Raw genomic sequence first — 24,674 nt, 5'->3', positions numbered from 1 at the left:
TTATTGACCCTTCCTAAGCCATTTCATCCCTTCCTAGATCATTTTACCCTCTTCCTAACTTATTTTAGGGGCTTCCTAAGTAATTTCACCCCTCTCCTAGATGACTTTACCCCCTTCCTAAACCATTTCACCTCCTCCCTAGACCGTTTCACCTCCTTCCTAAGCCACTATTTTGCTTTCCTAAGTGACTATGGGGGCTTCCTGTCAGGACTTTAGCCCTTTCTGCATCACTGCTATTGCGAGCTGCCCAGCTCACTGCTGGTGCGAGCTTCACAGCTCGTACCAGCAGTTTTGTACAAGTCTGCGCAAAACAAGAAGCCGTCCACTACTGACCGTAAACGTCCGATATCGGACGCGGTAGTGAAATATAGGAATGCGTTAGCTTCCCGTAAAATTGCCTCAATATGACTTAAATAGACTTTCTCAACATTTATAATCTTTATTTTAATTATATTTATCAAAACGGTATAGCTTTTGACTATTTGGCTTTATTATCGCAACCGAATAATACTTTTACATAATGAATGAGCAAAAAGTGGGTAAGCTACTTATTATTGACGACAATCAAGATCTTCTCAATGCCGCTAAGATTTTTCTCAAGCGCCATTTCTCTAGAGTAGATACTGAATCTAATCCTGAAAAAATTCCACTATTGATGCAGTCGGACAGCTATGATATCATCTTGCTCGATATGAATTTCACAATAGATGTCAGCACAGGCCAGGAAGGTTACTTTTGGCTAGATAAAATACTGGAAATCGATCCTAGTGCTATTGTCGTTTTGATAACGGCTTATGGAGATGTAAATACTGCCGTGAAAGCCATCAAGCAAGGCGCTACTGATTTTGTATTGAAGCCTTGGGATAATGACAAACTATTGGCTACACTTCATTCGGCTATGAAGCTCAAGAAAGTCAGTAATGAAAACAGTTCCCTTAAATCTCAACACAAACAGCTTTATGCTGATCTGGATAAGCAGTTTAAAGATATCATCGGTAATAGCGAGCCTATGCAACAGGTTTTTGATACCATTAAAAGGGTCGCTAGAACGGATGCTAATATCCTAATAACAGGTGAAAACGGAACGGGTAAAGAATTAATTGCCAGATCGATCCATAGAAACTCCTATCGGGATGAAGAGGCATTTGTTACCGTTGATTTAGGAGCCGTAACAGAATCCTTATTTGAAAGCGAATTATTTGGTCATAAAAAAGGCGCTTTTACGGATGCCAAAGAAGACCGCCCGGGAAGATTTGAAATGGCACAGGCCGGAACCCTGTTTTTGGATGAAATTGGAAATATTAGTGCGCCACAACAAGCTAAACTCCTCACGGCCCTGCAGAACCGTAGAATTACCCGTGTTGGAAGTAATACGCCTATTGATATTGATATCCGATTAATCAGTGCGACTAATATGCCCATTCAGGAAATGATCAATACGGGTCAATTCAGACAAGATTTATTATATCGAATCAATACCATAGAAATTCAATTACCTGCCCTGAGAGATAGAATAGCGGACTTACCATTATTGGTAGAGCATTATATTAAAACCTATGCTAAAAAATACAATAAGGAAGTACACAAAGCCAGCGAGGCAGCGCTCAGCCGATTGATGAAATATGATTGGCCGGGTAATATCCGAGAGCTGCAGCACAGCATCGAACGCGCTGTGATCATGAGTGCCAGCAGCATTTTACAACCGGAAGATTTCTTTTTTAATGCTAGCCATAAGGACGATAAGAAAAACTCAAAATTTGATTTGAATCACTTAAACATAGAAGAAGTAGAAAAGCTACTCATCAGAAAAGCGCTTGATAAGAATTTTGGAAATATCACCGAGGCAGCAAAGGAGCTGGGACTCACACGCTCTTCTCTTTATAGAAGACTAGAAAAATATGACCTATGATGCACTCCTCTAAACATCTTAAAAAGTGATACTTAAGCATTTTAGTCTTCGAATAATTCTCCGATTGATATTTATTTTTGTCAATATGGGCTTAATGGCTTATCTGTTATTTGAATCCCAGAATTATTTGGCGCCAACCATTTTACTCGGATTGCTTGTTATTCAATTCTTTGGTTTGCTGCGTTTTCTCAATGCGACAAATTACAAATTGGTCCGATTCCTTGAATCTGTCCGCTATTCAGATTTCACCTCTAGTTTTGGAGCGGATAATTCACTAGGGAAATCCTACAAAGAAATTAACTTGGCCTTTAACGAAGTGGCCGATGCTTTTAAGCAAACACGTGCTGAAAAAGAACAAAATCTCCTCATCATTTCAGCGGTACTACAGAATATTCAAACGGGGATCATTCAGTTCGACAGCAAGGGTGAGATCGGTATTATCAATACCATGACCAAAAAATTGCTTTTGACCCCTCAAATCAAACATTTAGACGACATCAAGAAATCTCGACCTGAAATACATCAACGATTGATGGAGTTAAAACCCGGCAAAAATGAATTAATCGATGTCAACAATGAAATCAAATTATCCATTAATTGCAGCCTTCTCAGGATGGGGGAAAAGGATTGGAAAATTGTATCGATCCAAAACATTTACACCGAATTACAGCAAAATGAATTAGATGCCTGGCAAAATCTTACGAAAGTACTTCGGCATGAAATCATGAACTCCATCACGCCTATTGCTACTTTGGTGGGATCATTGACCGACATACTTCGTGAAGATGGCGTTAAAATGAAAGAGGGTTATCTGATTCCTGAAGAGTCACAAGAAGATTTGAAATTGGGCTTGAAAACCATTGAAAACCGTAGCAGAGGTTTAATCAATTTCATCAATGCATATCGCGACTACACGAGTATTCCAAGTCCAAAATTTGAAAAAGTAAATAGCAAACAACTGATTCTATATGTATCACGATTGCTATCTGAAGAACTCAATAGGGCTAACATTAAAATTGATCTGCAATTACCGGAGAATGAAGTTGAAATTTGGGCGGATGAAGAGCAGATTCAGCTCATCCTGATTAACCTTATTAAGAATGCGCGCGAGTCACTTGATACTCACCAGAATCCACAGATTACTATAAAGCTGATTGTGGCGCAGAAGAACACTTATATCAATGTGGAAGACAACGGACAAGGCATAGTCCCGGAAGCGATTGAACGCATATTTATTCCATTTTTTACCACGAAGAAAGATGGCTCCGGGATCGGTTTGAGTCTTTCCCGACAAATCATGCAATTGCATAATGGGAAACTGAATGTAGTGTCAAAACCAGGAGAGTTGACTAGTTTTAGTATGCAGTTTCCGAAGGCATCTGGACACCTAAAGTGATTGAATTGTAAAAAAGCAGCATATAAATAAAACAGAATAAAGTTAATGGTAATCTAAAGTGAATATATTCTAATACTTCATACAAATAGTAGCACTATTCCATATCAAGAACCAACACTCATCTTCTCAGGCTTCTTTCGATTTGAAGTGTTCATATTTGCAAACGCATTTCTAATTCGGTTATAGTCCAAGAAATAGCTAAGTCTTACCGATAGACTATTCAGTTGCGGCTGACTAAAAAGGTAATCAAGATTTTCATTTATACTTTGCCCGCTTTCTTGCAAATAACTGTCCAAAGCATTTCGATAGAGAATGGTAATCTGACTACCCGGGGCAAACCACCATGCAAACTTCACATCCAGATTCCAGGTATTGAAAGACACATCATAGATATTTTCTCTATCAGGCTCTTCCGTCAACTCTCCGTTTTGCTCCAAACTGTAAAGCTTGCTGTATAAAGCACCAGAATAATAGTGTCGGAAAATAAGGTTTAAGGAAATCTTATTATTAAAAATGTAATTTCCTCCAATGGAATTTTCTACAGTGATCCTGTCTCGTTGCCCGAATATGATATCATCACCGTCCATATCAACAAATCCCTGTTCTTTGTAAGAAGGATTATAAAACAGGCCATAGTTTAAATTGAACTTATTAGAAAACCTATAGCGCGGATTTAAGCTAAGAAAAACACTACTTCTACCCTCCTCAAAATACTTATACCAGTCAATGAATCCTTCAAATGCCAATTTCTTTCTAAAATCGGTATTCATCCAAATCCATTGATCTTGGTAACCAGGAAATTTTACATGCCTTCCATTTATTCTTGGTTCATAAATATCATTCGTTCCGAAAGGCGTTGTTTCAATACCTCCTCCAAAACCAAAAAACTCTTTAGTGGTAAAACTTGAATTAAAATTAAAGGTGAAATTGCTAAATAAATCAGGATCTAGCCTTCTGAAATGGTTGAGGTTAAAATTCAGAAACATATTATTTAAGTTTCCCCTGGGCTGGAGATATCTGTAGCCATAATAGCCGATATAGCGTACATAATTGGTATTAGTAGAAAATCCTAAGTCATTGATATTGTAATCTAAAGTTCGTAGATCCAATCTTCCCTCTAATCTGTGTTCGCCACTTATTTTGGAAACCCCAGCCTGAATCTCTGTCCCGAAAACGGTTTCCTCTTCCAAAAACCTCCAACTTCCCTCAGTACTGGCGCTGTAATTCCATGTATTAGCTTTATTAGTATGGCTTACATATAAACCAGTAGCATTAGCATCACGATAGTTTCCCAGTCTACTTACATTGGTATTAACCAAGGAAAAAGAGCTGTTATCTCCAAATCTTTGATCTAAAACAGTTACATTATAGTTAGTATAAGGCTCCACCTTTTCAGTTCTTATTTCACCTGTCTCTTCATTTCTTATTTGGGCAAAAGCTTCATTAGTAACCGCATTAAAAAAGCCTATACCTAAACCATTTTCGGTTCTTCCGGATACCTTTGTGGCGTTTATTAATTCTACTGCATTAGGTTGAAATATTATTTCTTCCCCATCACTTACTGTTGGACTTGCTGAAGGTCTGCCTCCAATTCTTCTCGAGTAAAACATATCCCCTTTGGAAAATAACTCTGTTCCCTCGTTAAAAAAAGGTCGCTGTTCATCAAATTGCACCTCAAAAGCAGATAAATTCAAGACGTTATTATCAAATCGAGCCTGACCAAAATCAGGAATTAGAATCATATCTAATGTAAAGGCATCTGAAATACCGTATTTTAAATCTAAGCCCCCATTGAAATTGAAGTCCGTATTGCCATCATAATTATTAGCATAAGCCGAAATATAAGGTTGAAAAGATAATCGTGTCGGAGTTTTGATATCTTTAATTCCATGTATTTCTCCATCGTAGAGTGAAAAAGCCCCTTTTTGATTATCCACATGATTCCAACTATAGCGAGTCCTCGTTCTAAAAACCTCTCGTTCCATATTAAGGCCCCATTCCTGCACCTGCTTTTTAGGAAATCTCAAAATAAAATAGGGAATGAATAGTTCTGCTACCCATCCATCATCGGTAATATTTACTTCACTATACCAAACGGCATCCCAAGAATTATCCTCGTCTCCGTTGGTCATTTTAGCATCATACTGCACACCTGCAGCTGTAATGATAAACTGCATGCTTTGCTGCCGGTCATTATATCCATTAAGTAGAATAAAAAAGAAATCATCCGCCCCTATATCATCTCTCTCGGTTAATTCTGTAGCTATTTTATGCGGCTCAGAATCCTTCATTTTAGCCCCAAAATAAATCCCCAAATCATCGTAGATAATTTTAACCTCAGTCGCCAAGCTATCAGGTATTGGTTGTCCATTTGTAGGATTTCTTTCAACAAAATCTTTTGCAATGGGAGCATTTTCCCAAGCTAAATCATCCAAAATCCCATCAATTTTGGGGGCTTCAGCAATTCTGGGGATATTGATATTTTTGCGGAAAATACTGTCTGCCTCCTGTGACAAGCTGAAAAAACCGAAGAGAAAGAATAAAGTAAAAAAGTAACACCTTAACATGCTGATTATTCAATTAATTAGTTAATCCGAAACAATTGCAATCCTACATTTTCCAGCATAAAAAGAAGTTCATAGATGTTCATTTCTCTCTATAGTGAGCAAGTAGATATGGTTAATGATGTTTAATAACTTCAAATAGTTGCAATTATTTCATTGTATTTACTCTCACCAATAATTAAACCATTCTAAAAAACCGATTTAAACGGCCTTATACGTACTTATAGGAAGGTTTTAATGTTCGATTATGAACAAAGATGACCGAAGGTGGACAACCAAAACACGCTAAATTAATCTTTTGCAAGAAAGCATATTCACATTAGGATAAATTTTATAAATTGAGACACACTAAACCTACTGACTATGAAAACATTATCGATTTCCAGTACCTTCTTGCTCTGCATTTTTTTACTCGCTTGCAGTTCTCAGAAAGTAACAGAAAAGGAGGAAGACAAGCTTACGCACTATACAATTGAAGAGTTTTACAATAATATTAATTATTCAGGCGGGTATTTTTCCCATGATGAGTCAAAACTATTAGTATCAAGCAATGCAACGGGCATTTATAATCTTTACGCCCTACATACTGATGGTTCTCGGATTGACACCCTTTCGAATAATGAAGATGAATCTTGGTTTGCGGAATCCTATTTTCCAAATGATGATCGCATCCTATTTTCAGCAGATAAAGGAGGAAATGAAATTAGTCACATCTATTTATTGGATACCGATGAGAATGTGACCGACCTCACGCCTTCTGAAAATGAGAAAGCATCTTTTATAGGATGGAATAAGGATTTAAAAAGTTTTAAATACACTTCTAATAAAAGAGATCCGCAGTTTTTTGATATCTACGAAATGGATATTGAAAACTTTGACAGTAAGATGATATTTGAAAATAATACAGGTGGTAATCCTTCTGGCATTTCTGATGATCATAAATATGTGGCCATCAACAAACCTATTACCACATCCATCAATGAATTGATCATAGTGGAAGTGGAAACAGGCGAACAGACCAAAATATCGCCTGAAAACCCAACGGCAAGCTATGGAGCACAGGAGTTCAGTGCAGACAATAAATCCCTCTTGTACACTACCAATGAAGGAAGCGAATTCACTTATCTGAGTAAATTTGATTTGGCTAGCGGTGAATCTGAAAAGGTAGTTGAAACAGAATGGGATGTTTGGTATGCCAACTTCTCTTGGGAGGGTACCTACCGTGTAATGGGAATTAATGAAGATGCCAAAACCACTGTGAAAATTACCAATACCGAGGAAAGTGCAGAAGTGGAATTGCCAGAAATAAAGGGTGGCAATATCAATGGAGTAGGCATCTCAAAGAGCGAAAACAAAATGCGATTATCAGTAGGAAGCTCTAAATCTCCTACTAATATTTATGTCTATGATTTTGAGAGTAAAGAACTCAATAAACTCACAGAATCTTTAAATCCTGAGATGGATCGAGAGGATTTAGTCGAGGGAGAGGTCGTTCGCTATCCTTCCTTTGATGATTTAGAAATCCCTTCCATTCTATACAAACCGCATCAGGCTTCGGCAGATAATAAAGTACCGGTATTGGTTTGGGTCCATGGGGGCCCTGGTGGTCAAACTCGCCTCAATTATTTTCCTTTAATTCAGTATTTGGTTAATCATGGATATGCCATAATAGGTGTTAATAATAGAGGCAGCAGCGGCTATGGCAAAACCTTTAACCGATTAGATGATCAAAAGCATGGAGAAGATGACTTAATGGATTGCGTTTATGCTAAAGACTATTTGGCCACATTAGACTGGGCCGATACTTCTCGAGTAGGTATAATTGGAGGCTCTTATGGTGGATATATGGTGATGGCAGCTTTAGCTTTCCAGCCTGATGCTTTTGATGTAGGAGTCAATATTTTTGGTGTAACCAATTGGATTAGGACATTACGTTCCATCCCAAGCTGGTGGGAAGCTCAAAAAACTGCTTTATATGAAGAATTAGGAAATCCTAATACAGAAGATTCAGTGAGACTTTATAGAATATCTCCATTATTTCATGGAGATAAAATCACTAAGCCAGTGATGGTACTACAAGGAAGTAATGACCCAAGAGTATTACAAGTTGAATCCGATGAAATGGTGCAAAATGTGAAAGATAAAGGCGTGCCGGTAGAATATGTGCTCTTCCCAGACGAAGGACATGGCTTCCGTAAGAAGGAAAATGAGATTGAAGGCTATGGAAAGATTAAGGTATTTTTGGATGAGTATTTAAAGTAGAATAGCTTCTAAAAAATAGAGGCATCAGTTGCTAAGCTGATGCCTCTATTTTATTAATATTTCCGACTTTAGTCATTTGCTATATCCTTTATGCTTTTCTCAATTTGCTTTCCTGCTTCATTCAATTTCCGTTCGACTTTCCCGGCTTCTTTTTCAATTTCCTTGGCTTTTTCCAACAGTTTATCTTCTAAGCGCATCACCTCATTATCTAAATCCTTATCCAATCGCTTCAATTCAATTCTTAATTTTGCCATCCATCTGTTGAAATTAATAGACGCTTTGCCAGTTTCAATTGAATCATCTCCATTTTCAAAAGATGCCATTCTTCCCGAGGAAATATTTTCTGATTGACCTTCCACTTTAAATGCTACGGTACCTTCCGCAACTTGAACCTCTAGTTGCTCCGTGTTGGATTTCATGCTAAACTCAGTTCCTAATACCTCCACTTCGCCCAAATGACCTTCAACTATAAATGACTTATTAGAAGACTCTATTGAGAAGTAGCATTCACCTGAAATGGCCACTCTACGTTGATTAAATGCTTCTAAGTATTCAAGCTCCGAATATTGACTAAGAAAAACGATACTACCGTCAGGCAATTCTACCGCTTCAGAATTTTCATTAGTGGTGATTTTCTTTTTAGAACATGCAGAAAAAAGGACTGAGAATAAAAATATGTAAAAAGTGTATTTGAAATTCATTGTCATTGTTTTTTAAATCATAATGACAAATTTATAACATAAGCCTTATACTTTTACAAATACCGAAAATTATCTCGTAATTACTTATTAATCAGGATGATAGAAAAAAGCATGCAAAAAGGGAGAAATGTTTCGCCCCGTCAGGGCTTCGTTGAATTGTAGACTTCTAGCGTAGGGCTTCATCCCCCGTTCAAATATTTCGTCCCTTCCGGACTAAAATTGATAATTTGCTCTAAAGGAATTGACTCCCGCCAGCGTCCCGCTGGTGGAAACTACTGGCTCCTCCGGAGCATTTGGACAAGAGGGGAACAGCCTCTACTTCCTTTTTATAACCAAAGCCGTTCTGTTCACACAATAGATCTTAATAAAATCTCCACCCTTTTTCTTAAAGCTTTCATGAATAGTAGACTCAGCTATTCTCTTATGACCTCCAAATTTTGCATCATCACTGTTTAGCAGATATTGATACTTCCCTGCTTTAGGTACCCAGAATTCATAATCTGGAACCGAATTATTAGGATGAAAATTAAAGACGAATATCAAATTTGACCGTTCAAAAATCAAAACCTTATTGGTTTCATCAATATTCAGAAGATTTGCAGGAGATGCTTCTAACACATTTTCATTCTTTAAAAGCGCTAGCATTGCTTTCTCAAAATCGTTGAGGAAATGATATTTCAGCTCTTGATTATCAACCAAAGACCATTGTCTTCTTGCGTATTTGTAGCTCCAGTTGTTACCTTCTCTTGGGAAATCCATCCATTCAGGATGTCCGAATTCATTGCCTATAAAATTCAGATAAGCTTCCCCGCCAGCTGCCGCTGTCACCAAACGAATCATTTTATGTAAAGAAATCCCACGGTCAATAATCAAATTATCATCCCCTTTGGCCATGTGCCAATACATTTCTTTATCCATCAGCCAAAAAGCTAAGGTTTTATCTCCTACCATGGCTTGATCATGCGACTCGGCATATGCCACGGTCTTTTCTCCGTATCTTCGATTGCTCAACACATTCCAAATCTCCTGCATGCTCCATTCTTCATCTTGCTTGTGCTTGAGCCATTTGATCCAATTATCTGGAATTCCCATACCTAAACGATAATCAAAGCCTAGTCCCCCAGCTTCTATGGGCTGGCACATTCCCGGCATTCCACTCATATCCTCTGCGATGGAAAAAGCATGAGGTTTAATTTCATGGATTAAAGTATTCGCTAATTGTAAATAGCGGACTGCATCCCAATCCACTCCGTCTTTAAAATATTTATCATAATGATCGAAACTCACCCCTTCTCCATGGTGATGATATAGCATAGAAGTTACGCCATCAAAACGGAAACCATCAAAATGAAAATCTTCCAACCAGTATTTTAAATTTGAAAGTAGAAAACGGGAAACTTCTTCTTTTCCATAATTAAATAATTTGGAATCCCATCCTGTGTGGTAACCCCTACCACCATGATGGAAGTACTGGCTTCCACTTCCATCGAAGTCATTTAAGCCTTCTGAGAAATTCTTTACTGAATGAGAGTGCACCACATCCATTATTACCGCGATCCCCATTTTATGAGCTGTATTCACCAAGGATTTTAGATCATCGGGTGTACCAAAACGAGAAGATGGGGCATAAAAATTGGCAACATGATATCCAAATGAACCGTAATAAGGATGCTCAGCTACAGCCATCAATTGGATGCAATTATATCCTAATGATTTTATTCTAGGTAAAATATTCTCTTCGAATTCTTTGAATGTACCTACTCCTTCTTTTTCTTGCGCCATACCCGGATGTGCTTCATATATCACAGGATTTTTAATTGCACTTAAATCAAATTGAGAATCGGTCCATTTAAACTCCTTCTTAGGCGACCAAATCCTGCCTGTGAAGTCATAATTTTCTGTATTCTGGATTGCATACTTAATGTAGGCCGGAATTCTGTCATTCTTACCATTGGCGGCTGTCACCCTTACTTTTACTTGGGCTAGATTCTCTAATCCTTCATCATCAGATATTTCCACATGCCAAATACCATTCTCATCCTTTTTCATAGGATGAGCATTTTCATCCCAATTATTAAAGTCTCCCACCAAAGCCAAGGCTTGAGCTTGCGGAGCCCACTCTTTATAGCAGAACCCTATTTTAGTTATTTGAAAGCCTAGCTCTTCATGTCGATTAGCAAATTTCAATAAGCTTTCATACTCATCTTTAATCCTATCCAATTCAGATTTATAATAATCATAGCGAGTGTGAATATCATGCTCATAAGGAGCCAACCACGGGTCATCTTGAATAATTTGTAACATCTTAAATGATTTAGACTTTTCTAAAAATAGGAAAAGATTAGCGAATCTTACAGTGTTTGAAATATTAAGTTATTTCCCTACTAATTTACCCATAAGATTGTAGATTTGCGCACTCAATTAAAATAACATTAATAAGAACGAAGACATGCGAGTAATCACCAATATGTTAGCGCCCAAAGAATATGAAAGTAAAAATGAATCGGGCAATATCTTGAATATTGATATGTATGATGCTAAAAGCAAAGATTATTTTTCTCCAATGGAAAGTCTTTTAGCCGCTTTGGCTTCATGTGCATCAGTTGATCTGGTGGAAATGATTAAGAAAAGAAGGAAAAACCTGATGGACCTTCAAGTGGAGACTACTGGGGAAAGAAGAGATGAACATCCACGAGCTTATGAAAGTATCCATATGATATTTACAGCAACCTCAGATAATCTGAACGAAGATGAATTTATGAAATTAGTAGAATTGGCAGCCGGTAAATATTGCTCGGTTTCGGGGACGCTGAATGTAAAAGCTACTTACGAAGTGGTAATTAAGGAAGTATAATTAAAGCTCCTAATGTAAACCGCCAAGGCGCAGAGACGCAACGGTTATCTAGCTCAAGAGAAAGAAATTAATATTGCTTAGCGTCTTTGCGGTTGATTTTAAATGATTATTTACTACTCGTTTAATTCCGTTCTTAATTAAAGTTGAGTTAAAATTTATTAACAAACCTAATTTATTATCTGTCAATTTTAGATAAGTTAATAATTGTGTAGTATGGATTGGTTCAAATTTTTGAACTGTTTTCAATTCTAATATCACATCTCTTTCAACCCATAAATCAATTCTGTAGCCACACTCCATTTCTATATTTTTATATTTCAATGGAAGCTCAACTTGCTTTTCGACATATAATCCTGCTTTTTAGAGCTCATATATTAATGCATTTTCATAAGCAGACTACAACAATCTCGGACCTAGATTAACATGAACTTCATAAGCGGCATTTACTACTGCCTTTGAAATTTGATTCTCTAGCATTTCTTAAAACTTGTCTTTACAATCTTGTCTGATATAGTCAAAATATTGAATATCAAAGAAGCAAAGCATTAATTTTGTAAAGGTGACTTTTGTTTTTCTATACAGTTCATTGCAAAACCTCAGCATTTTATGTCACCAAGCCTGTTTTGTAATCTATTTGCTGGTATTCTTCTTTGGTCAATTTCAAATCTCTTCGAGCATTTTGGATCTCAGGTCTGAAAAATGAGCTGTAGAGTAGCAAACCGGTGAAAAGTCCCATTAAGCCACTATGATAGGTCATAGCAAATACTGCTACAGTGATTACTTGATATATGGCTAAACCAATATATTTTACTAAAGTAGCACTTCTGTACTTCTTCATTTTGGAGTGCAAGTCAGAATCCTGAGCAGCAGATTTATATTGTCTGGCTGCCAAAAAATGAAGAAATACAATTTCTATAATCGCCAGAATCACAGTGATTCCTACCACAGTATTTTCTAAATCAGCTGGAATTCCAAATAATTTTGCACTTCTATTTTCAGCTCTTAAAAAAACTAATGCAAATAAAAATAATGGAGCCGCAAGCAATGCGTAATAGGTCATTTGCAGTGATTGAAAAAACGACTCCCAATATTTATAATTCGATTTTTGATCCATAAATTTTCACTGCTTTATTCAGATGCAGAATCTAACAATTTAACTGCTGACAAGCCCAAATGCTCAACTAAAATTTTCTTATACTCGGTAGTATTCTTATAGCCGCCATTTGCATTAAAGAACTCCTCAATTATAGGTTGCCAATCGCTTGATTTTGGCATCACAAATGCAAATTCTTCTGAACCTTCATCCCCCACCTTATGTCTTTTCAGTGGCTTTCTTTCCTTCACAGCTGATAAATAAAAGGCCAAGTCCAAATATGATAACGATTTTTTATCTGTTAAAACTTTTTCCAGTACATCAGGACTAGAATTCACATAACTAACTGCCAATTCAGGATAATAAGTAGATTTTAGATTATTGATCCTTTTCTCATTCAATGTTCCTTTGGCAGTATAAGCCGTAAAACCTTTGAATTTTTGCGGGACTTCACTCATAGATCCCAAAGAAGGGACGCTACTATGGGTAACCAGAATAGCAAAATTGGTTATAAAAGACGGACTAAAATATATTTCACTTTTTCTGGCTTCTGTGACAGTGATATTTCCTAAACCAAAAACACCATTTTTTCCATTCTTTACACCATTATACATAGCGCTAAAACTACTCCCGTTTCCTAAAAAGCGAGCATTCAAATTAATGTCGTGATTCTGTCTAACATACTGCAAGAAATCATTCATAATGTCAACACAAACTCCAGTCAATTTCCCACTTTGATCTTTATAAACGAAACCAGGAGTTTCTACATAAGTGAAAGTCACTGTACCATTACCTGCTGCCTTTGCAGTGGCATAATTATCGCCAGATAAATTCTGCGATAAAACAGTGGAGCTCATTAAAAATAATAATGCAACTAATCCAGTTTTAAAATGTCTCATAATATTAATTTTAGGGGTAATGCTAATGCTATATAATTAGATAAATAAGTTATTACTCTTTAGGATTCAAATTTTCTTGAGGTAAAGCGTATTTCGGAGCAATACTTAACGAATTTTTGAAATATTTTTTTGCAGACTCCTCATCTCCTTTTCCTCTTGCTATTAATCCTTGCATATTTAATATCACTGCTTTAAAAGGAACCTCGATCTCGTTCCCGGCAGCATCCTTTGCATAAACATTGCTGCCATTCACAATATTCTTACCTAAAAGCAATTCCGTATTGATCATGGCATCATCAAATTTCTTCAAGGCATATTGCTTTTGAATCACTTCATATAAAACAAAAGCATCATCCGATATTGTGTACAGCTTTTGGTACATTTTTAATGATTGATCCAAAGCACCTAATTGATCCAAACTCTTTGCACCAATTTGCAAGACCAACTGATTATTCGGATTTCTTTTTAAGGATTCTCTACTAACCAAGGCAGCAGAGGCATATTGACTAAATTCGAAATAAATATAGGCTAAGGAATCCAAATATGAATGGTTGTTTGGCTCTAAGACCATTAGATCATAGACAGCGTTTTTTGCTACCTGAAAATCATTGAAACGAATCGATGCATTGTATTTTGCCTTAGCTCTTGCAACAGCATCTTCATTTTGAGCTATTGAACTAAAATTAAACACCAAAAATGTAAGAGTAATTGTTAACAGTATTCTTTGCGTAAATTTTTGCATATTCATTTTTATTAATTGAAGAATTACCAATATTGTGCCAATATTAATAAATTTAAGTTCTTATGAGGTTTTTAAATTAAGTTTTCGACCAATTTCAATCATAAAATCAAAGGCCTCTTCCTTATCATTCTGGATTTTTCCATCCAAAATTGCCTCTTTTATTTCGCTTTTGATTATCCCAATCTCTTTACAAGGTGATAAATCAAAAGCTTTCATAATATCTTCTCCGCTTACTGGAGGCTGGAAGTTTCGTACTTGATCTTTTTCCTCCACTTCTTTCATTTTCTGTTGTACAGTGTCAAAGTTTGCTCTGAACTGCTTAACCTTATTCATGTTTTTAGAGGTGACATCAGCCCGGCATAGTGTCATCAGATCTTCGATATCATCGCCTGCTTCAAATAGCAATCTACGGACGGCATTATCAGTAATATTATCTCGTACAAGAGGAATAGGTCTCAAATGAAGTAGCACTAACTTTTGAACGTACTTCATTCTTTCATTCAAGGGCAATTTCATTCTTTTAAAGATTTTAGGCACCATTCTGGCCCCTTTATCTTCATGCCCATGGAAAGTCCAGCCTTGTTTTGGATTAAACCTTTTGGTAGCAGGTTTTGCAATATCATGTAAAATTGCTGCCCATCTCAACCATAAATCTCCACCATACTCTGCCGTATTGTCTAAAACTTGCAAGGTATGATAGAAGTTATCCTTATGCTTGTAACCATTCTTTTCTTCCACCCCTTGTAGTTCCACCATTTCGGGGAAGAACTTGTCCAGCAATTGAGCATGATATAACAACTTAAAGCCATAAGAAGGCTTCTCGGTCAAGATGATTTTGTTCAATTCATCTGTTATACGCTCTGCTGAGATTATTTTTAATCTTTCTGCATTCTTAATAATACTATCAAAAGTAGTGGGGGCAATATCAAAGTTCAATTGTGCTGCAAAACGAATCGCTCGCATCATCCGCAAAGGATCATCAGAAAATGTTATATCAGGTTCAAGTGGCGTTTTAATGAGCTTCCGTTTCAAGTCTTTTACTCCGTCAAAGGGGTCAATTAAAGCACCGTAATTCTCTTCATTCAGACTAATCGCCAGAGCATTGATTGTAAAATCACGTCTATTCTGGTCATCTTCGAGAGTTCCCTCTTCAACTATGGGTTTCCGACTGTCTCTTTGATAGGATTCTTTCCTTGCCCCCACAAATTCCAGTTCTAAATCTTCGTGATGAATGCTGGCGGTACCAAAATTTTTAAAAACCTGGAATTTCTTTTTAGGACCAATTTGGTTTGCCACCTCTTGAGCCAAAGCAATTCCACTTCCAACGCATACAAAATCGATATCTTTAGAAGGACGCTTTAAAATCAAATCACGCACATAGCCTCCCACCACATAGGCCTCGATACCGAGAGAATGGGCACTTTTTTTAACTAACTCGAAAACAGGGTGCTGTGCAAGAATTGCAGAGAAATTCATTTTTACTACTTAGATGGTTTTACCAAGTATTGAATACTTAATAGAGCACTAATAATGACCTCTTATTAAGCAATTGTAAATTTAGTATAATTTGATGATAAGAGGATGAAATCAGGAAGTATTTTGAGTTTGGATTACACTTTTTTAGAGATTCTTACGTGAATGAATTCATGAATGGTGTAAGCCATCGTTATATTTTAATCTTCGATTAAAATGAATAGATCCCTTTCTTCAAAGGGATGACGCACGGAATGGAGTCTGAAGTCTGATTATAGTGCTTTACCTTTGTTCAAAATGGTTTAAATAACTTATACCCCCTATCTTCTCATGTTGTTCTGTGCGTCATCCCTGCGAAACTTGTCCCGCACTGAAAGTCGGGAGGCAAGGGATCTTGCCCTGTTGAAACTTCGTTTCAATTCATTTCCATAAAAAAATAGCTCTACCAAATTGGCAAAGCTATTTATTATATGATTAAAAAATAAACTCCCTAATTCCTTCTGTTAATTTCATCTCGGATTTTAGCTGCCTTTTCGTAGTCCTCATTTTGGATCATCTTATCCAAGAGCTCATTCAATTTATCCATTGACATATTCTTTAATTTGTCAAAATCAGATTTTGATTGCGGACCTGAGGGACCTGGTGAGGAAGACTTTTCCACGGGCTTTTTCAATTCAGAAATATCCTCTTCTTCTTTCTCGTCAGACAATACAATGCCAGCTTCGGACATGATTTTTTCATAGGTATAAATCGGAGCATCGAATCGGATTCCGATTGCAATTGCATCCGATGGCCTGCTATCTATTTCTATTCTCTCCATGCCGTTATCACAAACAATTTTGGCAAAAAATACGCCTTCCTTTAAATCAGATATCACAATTTCCTTTACAGAATAATTGAAACTGTGAGCAAAAGACTTAAACAAATCGTGCGTCATGGGCCTATTGGGGACAATCTTTTCTATTTCAATAGCAATTGCTTGTGCCTCAAACATCCCAATGATGATAGGAAGCCTTCTGCTACCTGGCGATTCACCTAAGACTAAAGCAAAGGAGCCAGATTGTGACTGACTAGACGATAAACCTAATATTTCTAATTTGATTTTATCCACAAGTGAATTTTAGTTTTGCGCTGCTTTAATAGCTTCAGTTAATTTTGGTACTACTTCAAAAGCATCTCCTACAATTCCGTAGTCTGCTGCTGAGAAGAACGGTGCTTCTTCATCTTTGTTAATCACCAAAATATACTTAGAAGAATTCACCCCTGCTAAATGCTGAATGGCTCCAGAAATCCCGATCGCAATATACAGCTGAGGAGAAACTTTGACTCCCGTTTGCCCAACGTGCTCGTGATGAGGTCTCCAGCCAATGTCTGAAACCGGCTTAGAGCATCCTGTAGCTGCACCTAGCGTTTTGGCCAAATCTTCAATCATTCCCCAGTTTTCAGGACCTTTCATTCCTCTACCACCTGAAACGACTAATTCTGCTTCCGGTAATAAAATTTCGCCTGTTTGCTTATCCTGAGAAGTAATTTTCACGGCAAAGTCTGAATCATCCAAAGTGGGTTCAAAAGCTTCAACTGAAGCATCGCCACCATCTTGTTTTAATTCAACTGCATTTTTCTTAATCCCAATAATTTTATTTTCAGTGGTCATTTCCACATTAGCAAAAGCTTTACCAGTATAAATACTTCTTTTCACAGTAAATCCACTTGAAGTATCTGGTAAATCTGCAACGTTGGAAACAAAAGCTGCTTTCATTTTAGCAGCAATTCTTGCTGCCACAGGATCACCCAAAGATGATTTTGCAAGTACCAAAGTACTAGCACCTACTTTTTCCATTGCCTGCGCAATTACTTTGGCATAAGGCTGGATTAATCCTTTTGCTAATTTTTCATCTGCAGCGTGCAAAACTTTAGTAGCTCCTGCTGATCCTGCTGCTTTTAAAACAGCTTCATCTACAGGACCTAGTGCAATTGCTGTAACATCATCACCCATTGCGGCTGCATAGGATACTGCCTCCAAAGATGATTTTTTAATTTCGCCTTCTGCGTGTTCTATAAATACTAATATTGACATTTCTTTCTTATAATTTCGTTCAACAATGATTAATCGACTACTCCGCTATTTTTAAATAACTTTAGCCTCGTTTTTCAACAATTTCACCAACTCTTCTACATTGTCGGCATCAATCATTTTCACATCACCTTTTGCAGGAGGTAATTCATATTGCTGTAATTTCACTGCCTCAGAAGCATCTGAAGGAGCTACTACATCAAGCTTTTTACTTCTTGCTGACATAATTCCCCTCATGTTAGGGATTTTCCATTCTGCAATTGGCTCTTGACAACCTGCTATGAAAGGCAACTCTAATTCCAAATACTCTTTACCACCTTCAATCTCGCGAGCCAACTTTGCAGTTTGACCTTCGATATCTAATTTCATTACTGGAGAGATTGCTGGTAATCCTAATAACTCGCCTACCATTCCATGCACCATACCACCATTGAAATCAATGGATTCTCTACCCATCATGATTAAATCGTAACCAGCATCTTTAGCGTGATTAGCAATTTGTTCCGCTACAAAAAAAGAATCAGTCGGTTCAGCATCAATTCGAATCGCATCATCAGCACCGATGGCTAACGCTTTTCTAATAGTTGGCTCTGTTTCAGAAGTGCCAACATTTAATACGGTTACTGTCCCGCCTGTAGCTTCTTTCAATTCAACGGCTCTTGCCAAAGCGTAGTCATCATATGGGCCAATGATAAACTGTACTCCGTCTGAATTAAACTTTTTATTATCGTCCGTAAAGGAAATTTTGGCCGTAGTATCCGGCACATGCGTTATGCAAACTAATATTTTCATAAAATATATTGAGTTTATAGTTCTATGCTAAGAGCACTTTTTGCTCAAAACAATTTGAAGATTTATAAAGTATAACTGATATTAAAGCCCGAAGTTAAGTATAATTGAAAAAAATAAAAATTGAATCCGACTAATGAATGAAGATAGAATAGCACAACTTCAAAAATTCAAGGAAGAATCTCCCAATGATCCCTTTATAATCTATGCCTTAGCCACAGAATACAAGGAGGAAGCACCAGAAGAGGCCAAGAAACTTTTCGATGAATTACTACTGAAACATGAAAACTATATAGGTACTTACTATCATGCAGCAGCATTGTATTCGGAATTCTTTGACAGAGACAGGGCTGATGAAATCTATCAAAAAGGAATTTCTGTTGCACACAAAAATGGAGAGCATCATGCGCTAAGGGAATTGCAAAATGCCTATACTAATTTTCAGTTTGAGGAGTAGATTTTAGATGCTAGAGTCCAGATTCAAGACATACACCTTCGTTAAGCTCATCTTTTTTAAAAAAAGAAAGAGTCCTAAAGTGCATATGCTATTGAAAAAAGAGCCGATCTATTTTTGATTTCGATACCTCCCGAAGAGCCAAAAACAACAAGGCCAGGATAGAAATCTTTAAATCCAATAAAAACATCACAACCAATACTAAAGTCTTTTACTATTTGCTGATTTATCCCTACAGTATATCCCAATTCAGTTTGGGAGGCCAGAAGAGATACTGGATCTTGGTCTTTTGGTTGCCAATGTCTAACTATTAGGCCAGTATTTATAGACCTATTACCACCTAATAAATACTTAATCATAATAGGAACTTCAAATGCCAGATTCCTCTGTATTGCTGTATCATCTAACAATGGAAGTAGCGCCCCTTTTCCGTACCAAAATATTTCATCTACCAATGGCGATTTACTTTTGGCTCGAAAATAAAAGTTCAATCCAGACTCAATTAGAACTCTATTCCCAATAATCGTTTTTGAAATTCCAAACCCTATGCGATTTACCATTGCTGGGTAATCTTCTGTTTCATATCCTGACACAGCAAATTTTGTTATTCCCATTCCAAATTTGGCAAAAAGGTTATAGTTTTTGTTTTTATCCGTATTTGTTTGGGAGTAGGCAAAACATACTGAGCTTAGATAAAATCCTAGAAATACTATTAATCTCATTTACTTAAGGTTACTTTCCAAAGCATTTATTTCGTAAAAAATTGATCTTATAAATAGGGTATTGTCTAAGTATTATTGTCTATTTAAACTTCAAACTGTCATTAAAATTATGCTCCATTTAAAATTTAATTGCGGAAAGCAGTTAATTTTTCTTTTAAAGTAACTTGTATTGCTCTGAGGGCAAACAAGTCATTCTCCTGACATTCCTATGTATTAACACAGGTTTTACTCAACCTCATAAATTACCCGCGGTTTAAGGAGGTAAATCAAAACGAAATATATCAATGAGTAATTTAAAAGTTGTAAAAACAGAAGAAGCAAATTCAGTATCAAAAGAAATTTTTGAAGGCATGAAAAAACAAATGGGCATGGTGCCTAATGTTTATGCTGCAATCGGTAATTCAGGTCCTGCTTTGAAAGCTACCATGGCTATTCAAGAAAACTTAGCTGAGGGTGAATTCGATGGAAAAGAGCAAGAAGTAATTGCATTATCTGTTGCGGAAGCTAATCAATGTGGATACTGTTTATCAGCCCATACCGCTGCTGGGAAAATGAAAGGACTGTCTGTTGACGAAACTGTAGAAATAAGAAATGGTGAAATAGCTGATGAAAAATATAAAGCTTTAAGCGATTTGGCTAAAGCCATTACTGATAAACGAGGCTACCCAGATCAAAAATTGTTTGATGCATTTTTTGAAGCTGGCTACAATCAAGCGGCTTTATCAGAATTAATTGTATTAGTGTCCTTAAATACAATTACCAATTACACTAACCATATTGCCCAAACAGAAATTGATTTTCCTGTTGCTCCTAATTTAGAGGAGGCATAAAGCATGTCCATATAATCCCAACAGCAATTAACTGTTGGGATTTTACTATAGCCTCCAAAAATCTTCAAGCATCGTTTTACTCTTCAGCTTAAAGAAGAAATAACTCAAACTCACACTAAAAAATCCATTATCTTCATAAGTAACTGTTTCATTTGGCAAAGCTTGGGGAAAATTATGAGTGTAGGTCATCATCAAATTAAATGAGCTCAGCGAAATAGAAATAGGAATTTGTATGCTGTAATTCATCAAGCCAAAGTTATTCTCTGTCGTCAATCTTCTTTCTGAATAAGTCCTTACAATATCTTGAATCTGATCAGGTGTAAAATTATTTCTTCGTAGAAGTACAGATGCCGCAACGGGCCTTTCTTCATACAACAATTTGGTCAAGTAGTATTGTTGTCTCCTGTTAAGTTCAGGATAATTTCCATTTTCAATAATTCGCAAGAGATCGAAATATGGATTATCTGATTGCTTCCAATACACTACTTCTGAGTTCCCAAATTGTACCGATGCTCCTGGAAAAACTCGGATTCCGCTAATTAAACCATCAAATTTCCATTTATAATTAAAAGAAAGTGTACTATTTATTCGGTGAGCCAAGGAATTACCGTAAAGCAAACTGTAGTCAATCCCAATATCTAGATATTTCGGACTATAGTAATTCGATATGTTAAGGGCTTTATTAAAAGGCTGGTTATTTAAAGTATCATTGTAAATATAGAAATCATGTGATACAGAGAAATTCCAATCGCTAAAGAATGTTTTAAAATAACCTGCTGAGAGTGTGGTGAGGAAATACTGTGGTTCATAGGCACTGTTGTACAGTCCGTTCGCGTCCACAAAAACTCCTGTTGGATGAAAATAGCTTATCCCTGTTGATACACCAAACTGAGGCACTTCACTTTCCCTTCCTGCAGCAGTGACTTCCCCCAAATAAGCTACTCTACTCATAACCGCATGGTATCTGATTTCCTTTTGCAGCATCAAGCTATCAACTAGTTTTATAAGGTCTGCTGTTGAATCTTCTTGTCCAAAAAGAGATTCCAATTCCATAAATAGAGAATCAAGCGCTTGATTGGTGCTATCCTTCTGTGCCTGCGTTTTAAAGGGCATAAGCAACAAAAGGTAGCCCATTAGGAAAATGAGATACCATTCTAATTTGAATATTTTCAACAAAAACTGATTCAAAATGAACAAATGATTTAATTATCCCTGAATTTCCGCTCTTGCCGGTTCTGAAACCTTTCTTGTTTTTCCTTTCTTTCTTTTAGCCTTTCTAGCAATAGCCTTTTAAAATCATCTTCGGCTTTTCTCAGCGCTACCAGTTGTCTATTGCTTACCACTTTATTTAATCTTTCTGCATATTTTCTTTCAAGCTGAACTTCTCGCTCTTTAATTTTGAGTCCTAATTGAAGGAGGTCTTTACTCTCTTCTTCTGTTAATTGCCCTTTTCTATATTGTTGACGGGCTTGCAAGTACTCTCTTTGAAGCGCAGTTCTTTCTTTGGAAAATTCATTGTATAACGGCCAGAATTTTTCCGCCTCTTCAGGGCTCAAATCCAATTTTTGGGTTATATAAGCTATACGTGCACTTTCTATTTTATCACTTTGTCCTTGCATGTTAAAAGCAAGAAATAAGCATAGCACTAATATAATATGGAACCGTTTCATTCTTTTATTTTTTTATAAACTATAATATTCCAATAAAGCATCTGCTTCATCTTCTTCAAATTCAAAATACTCCGTAGGATCCTCTTTCATTTCAGCTCCAGATTCATCGTACACAAAACTTCCTATTTCGTAATAGCTAACATCTGAATATTCCAGATATGCTATAATTTCATCATCACTAACCTCAGCAAGTATCTCAGTATAGCCTTCACGGGTACTCCTGCTTTGATTGTTAAAATACCATATGGTGATGACAGACACAGCTAAAAGCGCAATTGATGCCGCCACCGCATAAAAATTTCTAAACAGAATCGTTTTTCCGCGTGATTTTTCTGTAGTGTCTGTATCAATTTTATTCAAAACATCCATTTGCAGTTGATCGAAATAACCATCAGGAGTCTTGAACCCCTCAGTCTTTTCAATCTCATTCAAACTTTCAATATGTCTTTTTTTGTTTTTCATTTACTATTTAGATGTTCCTGACCTCAAAAGGTTTAATGTGACTTCAAAAATTCCTCTATTTTTTTTACTGCATGATGATAGGATGCCTTGAGGCTTCCTATACTTCCATCAGTGATTTCTGCTATTTCCTCATATTTAAGATCATCGTAATATTTCATATTAAAAACCAGTCGTTGTTTTTCAGGCAACTTCAATATTGCCTGCTGCAATAGCTTTTGTATTTCATCTCCATCCATTAAAGTTGAATTACTGATTTTCGTTTCCAGAAATTCGGTGTATTGCTGTTCATTTTTAAAGCTATTTTTTCTTTTTCTTAGCTGCTGCAAAGCCTGGTTGACAGCTATTTTGTACATCCAGGTATAGAGGGATGCCTCTACATTAAAAGTATCAATTTTATTCCATATTTTAATGAAACATTCTTGTATTGCGTCATTAGTATCATCATGATCAATTAAGATTTTTCTAATGGCAAAATATAGCCTTTCTTGATATTGATCCATTAACAATTTGAAGGCCGCCCGTTTTTCTGCAGGACTTTTAAGTGAGTAAACTAATTGTTTTTCTTCAGCCTTCATATATTTTTTACCAGAACCAAAAGTACTTAAGTATTTAATCTTGAGTTAAACTTTAGTTAGCAATCATTCTGTATTCCTCTCCTTCATGGAAATGCACTAAACCTAAGTTAGGTAGACCGCTTCGTAATTTAAAGAATTTGAAATTTATAAATGGTAAAAGAGGAAGAAATGCTTCCTCTTTTACAGATGATTAAATCCTCAGGCTTTCTTAACCTTCCACCGTAACAACTCGATTATTAATTGTTACCGTATAACTTCCATCGCAACTTCCATCACCATAGTCTACTGTTCTTGTTCTTTCTCTATTTCTGAGGCTGAATTTCACTTCTTTTATCCCGGCAGTTCTGAGCATTCTACCTTCACTTAGACAACTAAAATCTATTATAATCGGCTCTATAATTGTATGACTCCAATTCACCCCGCGGGTTGACTCTCCATTTAATGAACCAGTGATTTGGAATCTATTCGTACTTGGGTCTCCATCGCCTGCTCCTTCTATCCATTCTCTTGTACGACTTCCGTTGGACACAAAAGTATTGCCATTTGGGTAAATCAATGTAAAATCTGTTAGGGTATAAGTATTCTGATAATTTCCGTTTTCATTTTCTTCTGCTCGAACGATAAAAATTTCTCCAGTTACTTCAATATTATTAACAAAGTAATTATCAAAAGTGATTACCCGATCAGAAATATACAAACTGCCTTCATTGACATAACTAACTAATATTTTCCCAGAACGCTCTTTGCCATAAGGACCAACGCAACCATCGCCAAAGTCAATAGTTAAGACGTTACTTTCGCTATCCCAATTCGAAGTAAAACAATTAGCAGACCGCTGCGAACTGGAAGCTACTTCTAATTCAGCCAAGTCTGCAAGGGACACTTCCTGATCAGAATTATCTTCCGCAAGCGTGGTATTTTCTACAAGTTCAATTTCTTCAGCTTGTTCTTCACTGTCAATTGTCATTTCTTCATCTTGCTGACAAGCTTGAAGGCTAAGTATTCCAATTACAATTCCTAACAACAATACTGTGCCTTTCTTCAATTTAAATTCTCTTAATGTTTTCATCGTTTTAAATTTTTATTTACCCCTTTGATGTCGCGAATTGAAAAAGGTTTAATGGTGTAGTGAAATATTTTTGGTAAAAAGTGTAAATTCATGGGAAATCAATTAATTAAAATGAATGTCAATGCTTGCGGGAAGT

The 24,674-nt window shown here is 36.5% G+C and carries 23 protein-coding genes and 1 pseudogene; 6 read left to right on the top strand and 18 right to left on the bottom strand.

The features are described from left to right. Positions 1–233 precede the first annotated feature (233 nt). Entirely contained in the window at positions 234–461 is a 228-nt protein-coding gene (locus AAC601_RS02370; RefSeq protein WP_340152369.1) for a hypothetical protein, read from the bottom strand. A gap of 59 nt (positions 462–520) precedes the next feature. On the opposite strand from AAC601_RS02370, the gene AAC601_RS02365 reads away from it, so the two are divergent. After that, positions 521–1,909, top strand: coding sequence for a sigma-54 dependent transcriptional regulator (locus tag AAC601_RS02365; protein WP_340152368.1), 1,389 nt, complete (start codon positions 521–523; stop codon positions 1,907–1,909). A 94-nt stretch (positions 1,910–2,003) separates the two neighbouring features. Next, positions 2,004–3,305: an ATP-binding protein gene (locus tag AAC601_RS02360; RefSeq protein WP_340152367.1), complete on the top strand. Its 1,302-nt coding sequence runs from the start codon at positions 2,004–2,006 to the stop codon at positions 3,303–3,305. A 104-nt stretch (positions 3,306–3,409) separates the two neighbouring features. Here the strand turns inward: AAC601_RS02360 and AAC601_RS02355 are convergent, their stop codons facing one another. Then, positions 3,410–5,872, bottom strand: a complete 2,463-nt coding sequence (locus AAC601_RS02355; RefSeq protein WP_340152366.1) for a DUF5916 domain-containing protein — start codon at positions 5,870–5,872, stop codon at positions 3,410–3,412. A 360-nt stretch (positions 5,873–6,232) separates the two neighbouring features. Between AAC601_RS02355 and AAC601_RS02350 the strand changes: the two genes are divergently transcribed. Further along, the gene (locus AAC601_RS02350; protein WP_340152365.1) at positions 6,233–8,131 is read left to right on the top strand and encodes an alpha/beta fold hydrolase; all 1,899 of its coding nucleotides are present in this window, start codon (positions 6,233–6,235) and stop codon (positions 8,129–8,131) included. A 68-nt stretch (positions 8,132–8,199) separates the two neighbouring features. Here AAC601_RS02350 and AAC601_RS02345 read toward each other — a convergent pair whose 3' ends face one another. Both AAC601_RS02345 and AAC601_RS02340 read right to left on the bottom strand, forming a co-directional pair. After that, entirely contained in the window at positions 8,200–8,832 is a 633-nt protein-coding gene (locus tag AAC601_RS02345) for a FecR domain-containing protein (protein WP_340152364.1), read from the bottom strand. Positions 8,833–9,147: 315 nt separating this feature from the next. After that, entirely contained in the window at positions 9,148–11,136 is a 1,989-nt protein-coding gene (locus AAC601_RS02340) for an alpha-amylase family glycosyl hydrolase (RefSeq protein WP_340152363.1), read from the bottom strand. Between the two features lie 145 nt (positions 11,137–11,281). Here AAC601_RS02340 and AAC601_RS02335 point away from each other — a divergent pair, with 145 nt between their 5' ends. After that, positions 11,282–11,686 carry an OsmC family protein gene (locus tag AAC601_RS02335; RefSeq protein ID WP_303268030.1) on the top strand — a complete coding sequence of 135 codons (405 nt, stop codon included), beginning with the start codon at positions 11,282–11,284 and terminating at the stop codon, positions 11,684–11,686. Between the two features lie 48 nt (positions 11,687–11,734). Here AAC601_RS02335 and AAC601_RS02330 read toward each other — a convergent pair. From AAC601_RS02330 to AAC601_RS02295, 8 genes and pseudogenes are all read right to left on the bottom strand, one after another. Then, positions 11,735–12,031: pseudogene (locus AAC601_RS02330) on the bottom strand (GxxExxY protein); the annotation flags it as partial. A 259-nt stretch (positions 12,032–12,290) separates the two neighbouring features. Then, a complete protein-coding gene (locus tag AAC601_RS02325) occupies positions 12,291–12,800 on the bottom strand; it encodes a hypothetical protein (RefSeq protein ID WP_340152362.1) in 510 nt (169 codons plus the stop codon). A 14-nt stretch (positions 12,801–12,814) separates the two neighbouring features. Next, on the bottom strand, positions 12,815–13,678 hold the full coding sequence (locus AAC601_RS02320) for a transporter substrate-binding domain-containing protein (protein WP_303268027.1): 864 nt from the start codon (positions 13,676–13,678) through the stop codon (positions 12,815–12,817). A gap of 52 nt (positions 13,679–13,730) precedes the next feature. Beyond that, positions 13,731–14,420: a hypothetical protein gene (locus AAC601_RS02315; protein WP_340152361.1), complete on the bottom strand. Its 690-nt coding sequence runs from the start codon at positions 14,418–14,420 to the stop codon at positions 13,731–13,733. 60 nt (positions 14,421–14,480) lie between these two features. Then, the gene (locus AAC601_RS02310) at positions 14,481–15,896 is read right to left on the bottom strand and encodes an HD domain-containing protein (RefSeq protein WP_340152360.1); all 1,416 of its coding nucleotides are present in this window, start codon (positions 15,894–15,896) and stop codon (positions 14,481–14,483) included. 487 nt (positions 15,897–16,383) lie between these two features. Next, positions 16,384–17,004, bottom strand: coding sequence for a bifunctional nuclease domain-containing protein (locus tag AAC601_RS02305; protein ID WP_303268024.1), 621 nt, complete (start codon positions 17,002–17,004; stop codon positions 16,384–16,386). Between the two features lie 9 nt (positions 17,005–17,013). Continuing rightward, complete coding sequence (locus tag AAC601_RS02300; protein ID WP_340152359.1) at positions 17,014–17,970, bottom strand: electron transfer flavoprotein subunit alpha/FixB family protein; 957 nt, start codon at positions 17,968–17,970, stop codon at positions 17,014–17,016. Between the two features lie 51 nt (positions 17,971–18,021). Beyond that, positions 18,022–18,759 (bottom strand): electron transfer flavoprotein subunit beta/FixA family protein, encoded by a 738-nt coding sequence (locus AAC601_RS02295; RefSeq protein ID WP_303268022.1) that lies wholly within the window; start codon positions 18,757–18,759, stop codon positions 18,022–18,024. Positions 18,760–18,892: 133 nt separating this feature from the next. On the opposite strand from AAC601_RS02295, the gene AAC601_RS02290 reads away from it, so the two are divergent. Continuing rightward, on the top strand, positions 18,893–19,213 hold the full coding sequence (locus AAC601_RS02290) for a tetratricopeptide repeat protein (RefSeq protein WP_303268021.1): 321 nt from the start codon (positions 18,893–18,895) through the stop codon (positions 19,211–19,213). 74 nt (positions 19,214–19,287) lie between these two features. On the opposite strand, the gene AAC601_RS02285 is transcribed toward AAC601_RS02290, so the two are convergent. Beyond that, complete coding sequence (locus AAC601_RS02285; protein WP_340152358.1) at positions 19,288–19,932, bottom strand: hypothetical protein; 645 nt, start codon at positions 19,930–19,932, stop codon at positions 19,288–19,290. Between the two features lie 284 nt (positions 19,933–20,216). Between AAC601_RS02285 and AAC601_RS02280 the strand changes: the two genes are divergently transcribed. Beyond that, on the top strand, positions 20,217–20,762 hold the full coding sequence (locus AAC601_RS02280) for a carboxymuconolactone decarboxylase family protein (protein WP_303268019.1): 546 nt from the start codon (positions 20,217–20,219) through the stop codon (positions 20,760–20,762). 45 nt (positions 20,763–20,807) lie between these two features. Here the strand turns inward: AAC601_RS02280 and AAC601_RS02275 are convergent, their stop codons facing one another. From AAC601_RS02275 to AAC601_RS02255, 5 genes are all read right to left on the bottom strand, one after another. Next, positions 20,808–21,935 carry a hypothetical protein gene (locus tag AAC601_RS02275; protein ID WP_340152357.1) on the bottom strand — a complete coding sequence of 376 codons (1,128 nt, stop codon included), beginning with the start codon at positions 21,933–21,935 and terminating at the stop codon, positions 20,808–20,810. Between the two features lie 29 nt (positions 21,936–21,964). Beyond that, the gene (locus tag AAC601_RS02270; protein ID WP_303268017.1) at positions 21,965–22,432 is read right to left on the bottom strand and encodes a hypothetical protein; all 468 of its coding nucleotides are present in this window, start codon (positions 22,430–22,432) and stop codon (positions 21,965–21,967) included. 12 nt (positions 22,433–22,444) lie between these two features. Next, entirely contained in the window at positions 22,445–22,894 is a 450-nt protein-coding gene (locus tag AAC601_RS02265) for a hypothetical protein (protein WP_340152356.1), read from the bottom strand. Between the two features lie 32 nt (positions 22,895–22,926). After that, positions 22,927–23,469: a sigma-70 family RNA polymerase sigma factor gene (locus AAC601_RS02260; RefSeq protein WP_340152355.1), complete on the bottom strand. Its 543-nt coding sequence runs from the start codon at positions 23,467–23,469 to the stop codon at positions 22,927–22,929. A gap of 208 nt (positions 23,470–23,677) precedes the next feature. Continuing rightward, positions 23,678–24,538, bottom strand: a complete 861-nt coding sequence (locus AAC601_RS02255) for a hypothetical protein (RefSeq protein WP_340152354.1) — start codon at positions 24,536–24,538, stop codon at positions 23,678–23,680. Positions 24,539–24,674 lie beyond the last annotated feature (136 nt).

This window comes from uncultured Marivirga sp., assembly GCF_963974845.1.
GTDB classification, from domain to species: domain Bacteria; phylum Bacteroidota; class Bacteroidia; order Cytophagales; family Cyclobacteriaceae; genus Marivirga; species Marivirga harenae.
The sequence above is the reverse complement of the archived record's forward strand: the minus strand, read 5'-3'. Positions and strand labels throughout refer to the sequence as shown.

Bases quoted from the DNA above. Each gene is read 5' to 3' on its own strand.
- AAC601_RS02365 (WP_340152368.1), top strand. From the start codon at position 521: ATGAATGAGCAAAAAGTGGGTAAGCTACTTATTATTGACGACAATCAA.
- AAC601_RS02300 (WP_340152359.1), bottom strand. From the start codon at position 17,970: ATGTCAATATTAGTATTTATAGAACACGCAGAAGGCGAAATTAAAAAA.
- AAC601_RS02320 (WP_303268027.1), bottom strand. From the start codon at position 13,678: ATGAGACATTTTAAAACTGGATTAGTTGCATTATTATTTTTAATGAGC.
- AAC601_RS02315 (WP_340152361.1), bottom strand. From the start codon at position 14,420: ATGCAAAAATTTACGCAAAGAATACTGTTAACAATTACTCTTACATTT.
- AAC601_RS02270 (WP_303268017.1), bottom strand. From the start codon at position 22,432: ATGAAACGGTTCCATATTATATTAGTGCTATGCTTATTTCTTGCTTTT.
- AAC601_RS02290 (WP_303268021.1), top strand. From the start codon at position 18,893: ATGAATGAAGATAGAATAGCACAACTTCAAAAATTCAAGGAAGAATCT.
- AAC601_RS02325 (WP_340152362.1), bottom strand. From the start codon at position 12,800: ATGGATCAAAAATCGAATTATAAATATTGGGAGTCGTTTTTTCAATCA.
- AAC601_RS02335 (WP_303268030.1), top strand. From the start codon at position 11,282: ATGCGAGTAATCACCAATATGTTAGCGCCCAAAGAATATGAAAGTAAA.
- AAC601_RS02345 (WP_340152364.1), bottom strand. From the start codon at position 8,832: ATGAATTTCAAATACACTTTTTACATATTTTTATTCTCAGTCCTTTTT.
- AAC601_RS02355 (WP_340152366.1), bottom strand. From the start codon at position 5,872: ATGTTAAGGTGTTACTTTTTTACTTTATTCTTTCTCTTCGGTTTTTTC.
- AAC601_RS02360 (WP_340152367.1), top strand. From the start codon at position 2,004: ATGGCTTATCTGTTATTTGAATCCCAGAATTATTTGGCGCCAACCATT.
- AAC601_RS02350 (WP_340152365.1), top strand. From the start codon at position 6,233: ATGAAAACATTATCGATTTCCAGTACCTTCTTGCTCTGCATTTTTTTA.
- AAC601_RS02295 (WP_303268022.1), bottom strand. From the start codon at position 18,759: ATGAAAATATTAGTTTGCATAACGCATGTGCCGGATACTACGGCCAAA.
- AAC601_RS02280 (WP_303268019.1), top strand. From the start codon at position 20,217: ATGAGTAATTTAAAAGTTGTAAAAACAGAAGAAGCAAATTCAGTATCA.
- AAC601_RS02310 (WP_340152360.1), bottom strand. From the start codon at position 15,896: ATGAATTTCTCTGCAATTCTTGCACAGCACCCTGTTTTCGAGTTAGTT.
- AAC601_RS02340 (WP_340152363.1), bottom strand. From the start codon at position 11,136: ATGTTACAAATTATTCAAGATGACCCGTGGTTGGCTCCTTATGAGCAT.
- AAC601_RS02265 (WP_340152356.1), bottom strand. From the start codon at position 22,894: ATGAAAAACAAAAAAAGACATATTGAAAGTTTGAATGAGATTGAAAAG.
- AAC601_RS02285 (WP_340152358.1), bottom strand. From the start codon at position 19,932: ATGAGATTAATAGTATTTCTAGGATTTTATCTAAGCTCAGTATGTTTT.
- AAC601_RS02260 (WP_340152355.1), bottom strand. From the start codon at position 23,469: ATGAAGGCTGAAGAAAAACAATTAGTTTACTCACTTAAAAGTCCTGCA.
- AAC601_RS02255 (WP_340152354.1), bottom strand. From the start codon at position 24,538: ATGAAAACATTAAGAGAATTTAAATTGAAGAAAGGCACAGTATTGTTG.